This window comes from Clostridium sp. BL-8 (genome assembly GCF_002006495.1).
GTDB lineage: Bacteria > Bacillota > Clostridia > Clostridiales > Clostridiaceae > Clostridium.
The window spans coordinates 1-7,015 of record NZ_LZZL01000155.1 but is presented as its reverse complement, the minus strand read 5'-3'; the positions used below and the strand labels follow the sequence as shown (position 1 = coordinate 7,015).

Here is a 7,015-nt window from a genome sequence, read left to right as displayed (position 1 = left end):
TGAGGATATAAATATTTATATATTTATATTTACATGTTTAAAAGTTTGTGATAATATTAACACAAGATTGTTATAATGTTAACAAAAAAGTAAGGGGGATCTTTATGGAATTATCGAAAAAAAGATGGATTATTTTAATCTCAAGCTGTTTTATCAATTTATGTATTGGTTCAATGTATGCTTGGAGCGTTTTTGCAGCTCCTATGGCAAAGTATTTGAGTCAAATTACAGGTGCAACCTTGACTGCTGGTACATTGGCGATTGTTTTTACTGTTACTAATTCAGTTGGACCTATTACTATGATTACTGGTGGAAGAATAAATGATACTTTTGGACCTAAAAAAGTTATCTTTGTTGGAGGAATACTTTTTGGTGGAGGAATGATTTTATCAGGGTTTGCTAATGGATTAGGAATGTTAGTAATTGGTTATGGTATACTAACTGGTCTTGGTATAGGAATGGTATACGGATGTACAATTAATAATTCAATTAAATTTTTCCCAGATAAACGTGGATTTGTTGGAGGTATGACAACTGCATGTTATGGCTTTAGTACAGTAATAATATCGCCAATTGCAAATATATTAATAAATAATTTTGGAGTAACTGCTGCATTTAAAATAATAGGTGCTACATTCTTAATTATTGTATGTGGATGCTCATTCTTAATTGATAAGTGCCCAGCAGGGTTTGTGCCAGAAGGCTGGACACCACCAGTTTCTCAAGGAAACAAGTTGAAGCAAAATGATAAAAACTGGAGAGAAATGATTTCAACTCCGATTTTCTATGTAATGATGCTAGTATTCTTATGTGGTGCTTTTTATGGATTAATGTGTTCATCAATGGCATCTCCTTTAGCACAAGGAATGATAGGTATGTCGGTTACTGCTGCAACTACTGTAGTTTCTGTTTTAGCATTATTTAGTACTTTTGGCCGTATAGTTGCAGGTTATCTTTCAGATAAAATAGGTAGAAATAATACACTTTCTGCTGGTTTTGTACTTGCTGTTATTGGACTTACATGTTTGTATTCTTCAGGGCAAGGAGAAGTGACTAAATTTTATGCAGGAATCATAATTGTAGGATTATCTTTTGGAGCATTTATGAGTGTTTTACCAGGCTTTGTAGCGGATCAGTTTGGTACTACACATAATAGTGTTAATTATGGAATAATGTTCATTGGCTTTGCAATATCAGGTTATTTTGGACCAACAGTAATGAAAAATGTATATGCTGCTGATCAAAGCTATCAAAGAGCATTTTTAATAGCAGCAGTTCTTTGTGTTATTGGTTTTGGATTAACTTTTATTTATCGCTATATGCACAAGAAAGAAATTGCAGCAAATAAGTCAATATAGATAAAAATGTAAACAATTGTATGTTAATTATTAAACAGTAATTAGCAGTTTAATGGAATCAATTAAAATTAAAAACTATCATAACGAGTAAATACAAATTAAAATTTTAAATTATAAGGAGAATACAAAGATGGAAAGAAAATATCCAAACTTAAGTAAACCAATTAAAATTGGAAATGTTACTTTTAGAAATAGAATGTTTTCTGCCCCTATGGGTGGAACAGATATTACAGCTGACTGCACTATTGGACCAGCATCTACAGCTTTTTATGAATTAAGAGCTAAAGGAGGAGCTGCATCTGTTACTGTAAGTGAAGTTGTGGTTCATCCAAAAACAGAAGCATCACATATGTATCATTTAGATCTACAAACCGTTGGATCATTATCAAGTTTTACATATACAGCAGACGCTATTCGTCGTCATGGTGCAATTGCAAGTGTTGAATTATCTCACTCAGGACAATATGCTGGAACATATTTAACTGATAAAGATAAAAAAGAAGGAATGGCTCAATGGGGACCAAGTGAAGGGGTTCGTCCAGATGGAAGGCCTGTAAAAGAACTTACTCAGGAATTAATAGATGACATAGTAAAATCTTATGGAGATACTGCTGCATTAGCTAAAAGAGCAGGATTTGAAATGGTTATGATTCATGGTGGGCATGGATGGTTAATAAATCAATTCTTATCTCCTTATTTTAATAAGAGAACAGATAAATATGGAGGTTCTTTAGAAAATAGAGTTCGTTTTGCACAAGAAGTTCTTGATAGTGTTAGAACGGCAGTTGGACCAGGATTTCCAATAGAATTTAGATTTAGTGGATCTGAATTATTTGATGGTGGATATGATCTTGCAGAAGGTGTTGAAATAGCTAAGTTAATTGAATCAAGAGTAGATTTACTTCATGTATCAGCAGGAACATACCAAAGAGGATTTGGTTTAACACATCCGTCTATGTTCTTACCACATGGATCAAATGTTCATCTTGCAGCTGAAATTAAGAAACATGTAAGTGTTCCAGTTGCAACTCTTGGCGGATTGAATGATCCAGAAATGATGGAAGAAATAATAGCTAGTGGTAAAGCTGATGTTGTTGAAATGGCTCGTGCACTTTTAGCTGACCACGAACTTCCACAAAAGGTTGTTAGCAATCGTGATAAGGATATTGTAAAATGTTTAAGATGTTTCACATGTATGGCAGAACGTGCTATGACATCTACAAGACGTTGTACTGTTAACCCATTAATTGGTCGTGAATTAGGTGGAATGGAAATTATTCCAGCAGCAACTTCTCGTAAAGTTCTTGTAGCAGGTGGTGGACCAGGTGGTCTTGAAGCTGCAATAACTGCTGCAAAACGTGGACATAAAGTAATACTTTGTGAAAAAACTAATGAAGTTGGTGGAATACTTAAAGGGGAACAAGCTCTTCCATTTAAATATGAAATGTATGAATTAGGTGTTACTTTAGGAAAATTAGCAGAAGATGCAGGTGTTGAAATTAGATTAAATACAATTGTTACTAAGGAATACGTTGAAAAAGAAAATGTTGATGCATTAATTATAGCAGTTGGTTCTGATCCACTTGTTCCACCAATTCCAGGTTTAGATGGAGATAATGTAGTAGTTGTTAATAATTATTATTTAGAAAAGGATAAGGTTAGGGATGAAGTTGTAGTTCTTGGTGGAGGTCTTGCAGGTTGTGAAGCAGCAATTCATCTTGCTGGGGAAGGAAAGAAAGTACACTTAGTAGAAATGAGACCTGAACTTGCTCCAGATGCAAACATAAGACATCGTCCAATTTTATTAGCTGAAATTGAAAAGAATGGTATTCAAGTTCATACAGAATATAAAGGATTAAAGATTACAAAAGAAGGAGTACTATGTGCAGACACAGAAGGTTCTGAACATTTAGTACCAGGTACTTCAGTAATCTGTGCACTTGGACAAAGAGCAAGCAGAAATACTGTAGATGAATTAGTTGATTCTGCACTTTGGGTTAGAGAAATTGGAGATTGCGTACGTCCATCAACTATAACAACAGCAGTATACCAAGGATATCATGCAGCTCTTGATATTATTTAATCAGAATATTTTAGACTTAAACCAAATAAACACTTCTCTGGAAAATTAAATCATGCCTCAAATTGACTTTCATTTAAAGATAAAAAGTGAAAGGTAATTTGAGGCCTTCTAATATCATGAAATATTAAAAGCTTACTTAGGTAACAGAAGAGCTTAATCATTTGAAGAGGCAACGAGTACTTGAGCTGTTAAAAAAGAGGGAAGTAAGTACAGAGAATTATTTAACATAGTTTACTAAGTTTTTTCTCCTCTCAGACGCTTTTGTATCCGCTCCAGCGTTGTATCCCAACAAAATAACACACACAGGTTTATAACCTTCAGGAAGGTTCAGCTCTTTTATGAATTGGTTATCAGGATCTGCATCAATAAGTTGTGGCAAACCGCTAACCCAGCATGAGCCAACATCTAAAGATTTAGCGGCATTCATCATATTTCCGGCAGCAAGAGAACAGTTTTCTGCGGTGTACATTTCTGTTTTGTCACCTGAAATCACAACAATAGTAGGGGCGTTATGAAATAAATGAACTTTTTCATTGTTCCCTATCTTCTGTAAAAACTGAGCTTTTTTATCATTTTTCATCTGCTCTAAAAACGAAACAGGCATCATTGCGTATACTTTTTTTATTGCTTCAGATAATTGATTAATTAAACGCTCATTTTGAACGACTGTGAAATGCCATGACTGTTGATTCGATGCTGAAGGTGCATATGTTCCGGCTTCCAAAATAGCTTCGAGTTCAGTGTCCTTGATTTGCTCTGGCTTAAAACTCTTAATACTACGTCTGCTTTTAATTACTGACAATGTTTCGTTCATAATAAAATCCTCCATTAATTTATTTCTGCTTACTTTATATGCATTTGCTTATAAATACTTTTTCATATTCCTAAGCACAATTTCATACCCTGCGGGATACATGTGCCCCCCATCAAATGTGAGCTCTTTCCGCAAATTCCCATTTATATCAGCTAAGCCATCATTGACATTGATAAATTCATAGTGATACTTTTGCGCTAGTAGCGCTACTTTGCTGCTTGCTAATTCAAGTATTTCATTGTTTCGATTCGAAAAAAATGCCTCGTGCTCGGCTTCTGACTCACCGAAATCTGCCACTGGATTGACAGGATAATAAGCCATCACAAATACCTGTGTCTCGGGCAATTCTTCCTTGATTTGCCGCAAAATTTCGTCATAATTCGAGAGGAAGATGTATTCTGGAATGCCGAAGCCCGCATCATTTGAACCAATATTAATAAAAATCTTGCTCGGCGCCAAATCAAAAATACAGACATCCATCGCCATCAGCAGCTCCGCTGTCGTAGTTGCACGAATCCCTCGATTATAAATTAGTTTGTCCAAACCAAGGTTTTGCTGCATTTTTTCAATCGGGAACATTTCCATAGTGGAAGACCCGACGAAAACAATTTGTCCTTTTTGGGCCGTTTGATTCTCCTTCGCAAAGCGTGCTCGTAGGTCACTTTTATATTGCTCGATATCAGGGTTCATATTCGTTAGTGATGTTGATTGTTCTGACATAAATAACAACTCCTTTTCATAATTACTATAGTTTTAGTTTTCGTGTGGTTCAGCATATCTCACCAAAAACTCTACTTTATTACTATAACCAGCTGACAGAGTTATTTGATTTTATGACATGGACAAATGGGTACAATATTATTATTTAGCTTGGAAACTAGAGAATGCTGCGTGAACTTCGACTCTCATGGGCATTTCAGCCAAAAGTTCCAAAACTTGATCGTGACCATCTTCGATAGCTGGATTAGTGAAATGGCGAATGAATGAATCCGCATCTTTGTAAAACTCGAATGCCCACAAAATGTCTGAATCCTTGTCATCTCGGCAAAGTATCCAGTCTACTGGACCATCTGGGTCACCATTGTAATGTAGTTTATTGGTAAGTTCAAATAGAGCGTCTCCTTTTCCAGCCTTCGCGCGCATTTTAAGCACTGTACCAGGCTGCTTTGGGCTAATCATCATATTTCTTTTTTCTGTTGCAATCATAATATACCTCCAATATTTATTTTTTATTGACTAATAAAATAGATTATAAATTTACTGCATTATTATTTTTACTTAATCCTGCTATTGTATGCAAAAATTAAGTATTGCCGATGATTCTAATTGGTTAAAATTATTTACGGTGCTGCTTTTTAAAATGTTGTTCCATCATTTCAAGCATCTTCGGAGGTACTTCGCCGTTTGGTCCCATAGCATCACGAAAAGCCTCCCATAAGTCATCAAGCCCACCGTTTTCACCCATTTGTTTTTCAAGTTCTGCAGAAATTTTTGATAAGTATTCACTCAAATTATTTTTCTCAACCTCACTGAGGCAATTAAAAATTTGATCTGAGTCCAGTTTGCTTTGTTCCGCTTGCTTTGCAGCGTCTTCACCCATCTTGGTAAGTTCTATGTTCATAACTCTCCTGTCTGTCTCCGATTGTGTCCGACTGATATATCCGGATTTTTCAAGCTTGGTAAGCAGCTGACTCAATGCCTGATTACTCATATCTAGATGATTTGAAATTTCTTTCTGACTAATTTTCGGCTGTGTTTTAAGCAACGTCAAAATGCGTCCTTGCCCTCTGTTCGGGTCGGTAAATGCTTCATTTTCATTTCTAATGTGATGCGAAAATCTGTGAAAAAGCATCGTCACTCGGGAAAACTGTTCCATTAAATTAATTTTCCTATCCATTACCTTATCCTCCAATAACATTATATTCTATTTTCATCAACTGCTTGGTTATCAACTAATTAATTATCAAGTACTTGCCTATATATTATCAAGTACTTAACTATATGTCAATACTTTTAAAAAAATTGTGATAATTTATTGATGAAGAAATTTGAAAAACAAAAAAGCAGTCCACATATAATATTTGCGCACTGCCCATTATATAAATTTTCAAACTCTCGCAATATTTGAGTTAAGCCTATATACATGTAAAAACAGGTTACTTAAAAAAAACTATAGGATTTAGCTGTTGCATATAAATGCTTCATTTTTATTATTTTCATAATTTCTTGCATCAATAGCCGTCGAATAATCTAGAGATGCTCTAGAGCTTATTTTTATTTTATCATCAAAAGCCAGAGTATTTAAATGCCTTGAATCCCTTTGGGGTCATTTACTGGATTATATACAGCACTAGAGATATGTGACAAAACATTTGGAATTTCAATATCAACAAATTCACTACAAGAAGTTGTTGTATTATAGTAGTCGAGAATCATATTTTCTAATAAATATGATTGCATTGTAGGTCTTGTATTCCAATCATAAAAGATTAAATTTAGAGTAGCAGCCTGTTTATTAAGATGAATTTCTGCTTTTCTATATTGTTCTATATTTTTCAAATTGACTATAAATTTTTTTATGACTTTTCTTGAATTTAAAATATTAGTATCGTCATTACAAAGCTTTTTTAGATTTGTAGCTGAATCGGGAACAGTGATTTCGATACGAGCTGAGTGTTCATAGTAGGTGCTTCCTTGACCATGTAAACAAATCAAGGAAGACTGATCCATCTAATTTAGTTGATAAGGCTATTGAATATA

The 7,015-nt window shown here is 34.5% G+C and carries 7 protein-coding genes; 2 read left to right on the top strand and 5 right to left on the bottom strand.

Annotation, left to right across the window (positions count from 1 at the left end):
• The first annotated feature begins 104 nt into the window (after positions 1 to 104).
• Both CLOBL_RS26390 and CLOBL_RS26385 read left to right on the top strand, forming a co-directional pair.
• Positions 105 to 1,358 carry an OFA family MFS transporter gene (locus CLOBL_RS26390; RefSeq protein WP_077861720.1) on the top strand — a complete coding sequence of 418 codons (1,254 nt, stop codon included), beginning with the start codon at positions 105 to 107 and terminating at the stop codon, positions 1,356 to 1,358.
• Positions 1,359 to 1,488: 130 nt separating this feature from the next.
• Entirely contained in the window at positions 1,489 to 3,441 is a 1,953-nt protein-coding gene (locus tag CLOBL_RS26385; RefSeq protein ID WP_077861719.1) for an FAD-dependent oxidoreductase, read from the top strand.
• A 217-nt stretch (positions 3,442 to 3,658) separates the two neighbouring features.
• Here the strand turns inward: CLOBL_RS26385 and CLOBL_RS26380 are convergent, their stop codons facing one another.
• The 5 genes from CLOBL_RS26380 to CLOBL_RS26360 all read right to left on the bottom strand — a co-directional run bounded on the left by CLOBL_RS26380 (position 3,659) and on the right by CLOBL_RS26360 (position 6,985).
• Positions 3,659 to 4,255, bottom strand: coding sequence for a nitroreductase family protein (locus CLOBL_RS26380; protein ID WP_077861718.1), 597 nt, complete (start codon positions 4,253 to 4,255; stop codon positions 3,659 to 3,661).
• A gap of 48 nt (positions 4,256 to 4,303) precedes the next feature.
• Positions 4,304 to 4,975 carry a GDSL-type esterase/lipase family protein gene (locus CLOBL_RS26375; protein ID WP_077861717.1) on the bottom strand — a complete coding sequence of 224 codons (672 nt, stop codon included), beginning with the start codon at positions 4,973 to 4,975 and terminating at the stop codon, positions 4,304 to 4,306.
• A 141-nt stretch (positions 4,976 to 5,116) separates the two neighbouring features.
• Positions 5,117 to 5,461: an antibiotic biosynthesis monooxygenase gene (locus CLOBL_RS26370; protein WP_077861716.1), complete on the bottom strand. Its 345-nt coding sequence runs from the start codon at positions 5,459 to 5,461 to the stop codon at positions 5,117 to 5,119.
• Positions 5,462 to 5,591: 130 nt separating this feature from the next.
• Positions 5,592 to 6,152, bottom strand: a complete 561-nt coding sequence (locus CLOBL_RS26365; RefSeq protein WP_077861715.1) for a MarR family transcriptional regulator — start codon at positions 6,150 to 6,152, stop codon at positions 5,592 to 5,594.
• A 404-nt stretch (positions 6,153 to 6,556) separates the two neighbouring features.
• Positions 6,557 to 6,985, bottom strand: coding sequence for a hypothetical protein (locus CLOBL_RS26360; RefSeq protein WP_077861714.1), 429 nt, complete (start codon positions 6,983 to 6,985; stop codon positions 6,557 to 6,559).
• Positions 6,986 to 7,015: the final 30 nt, after the last annotated feature.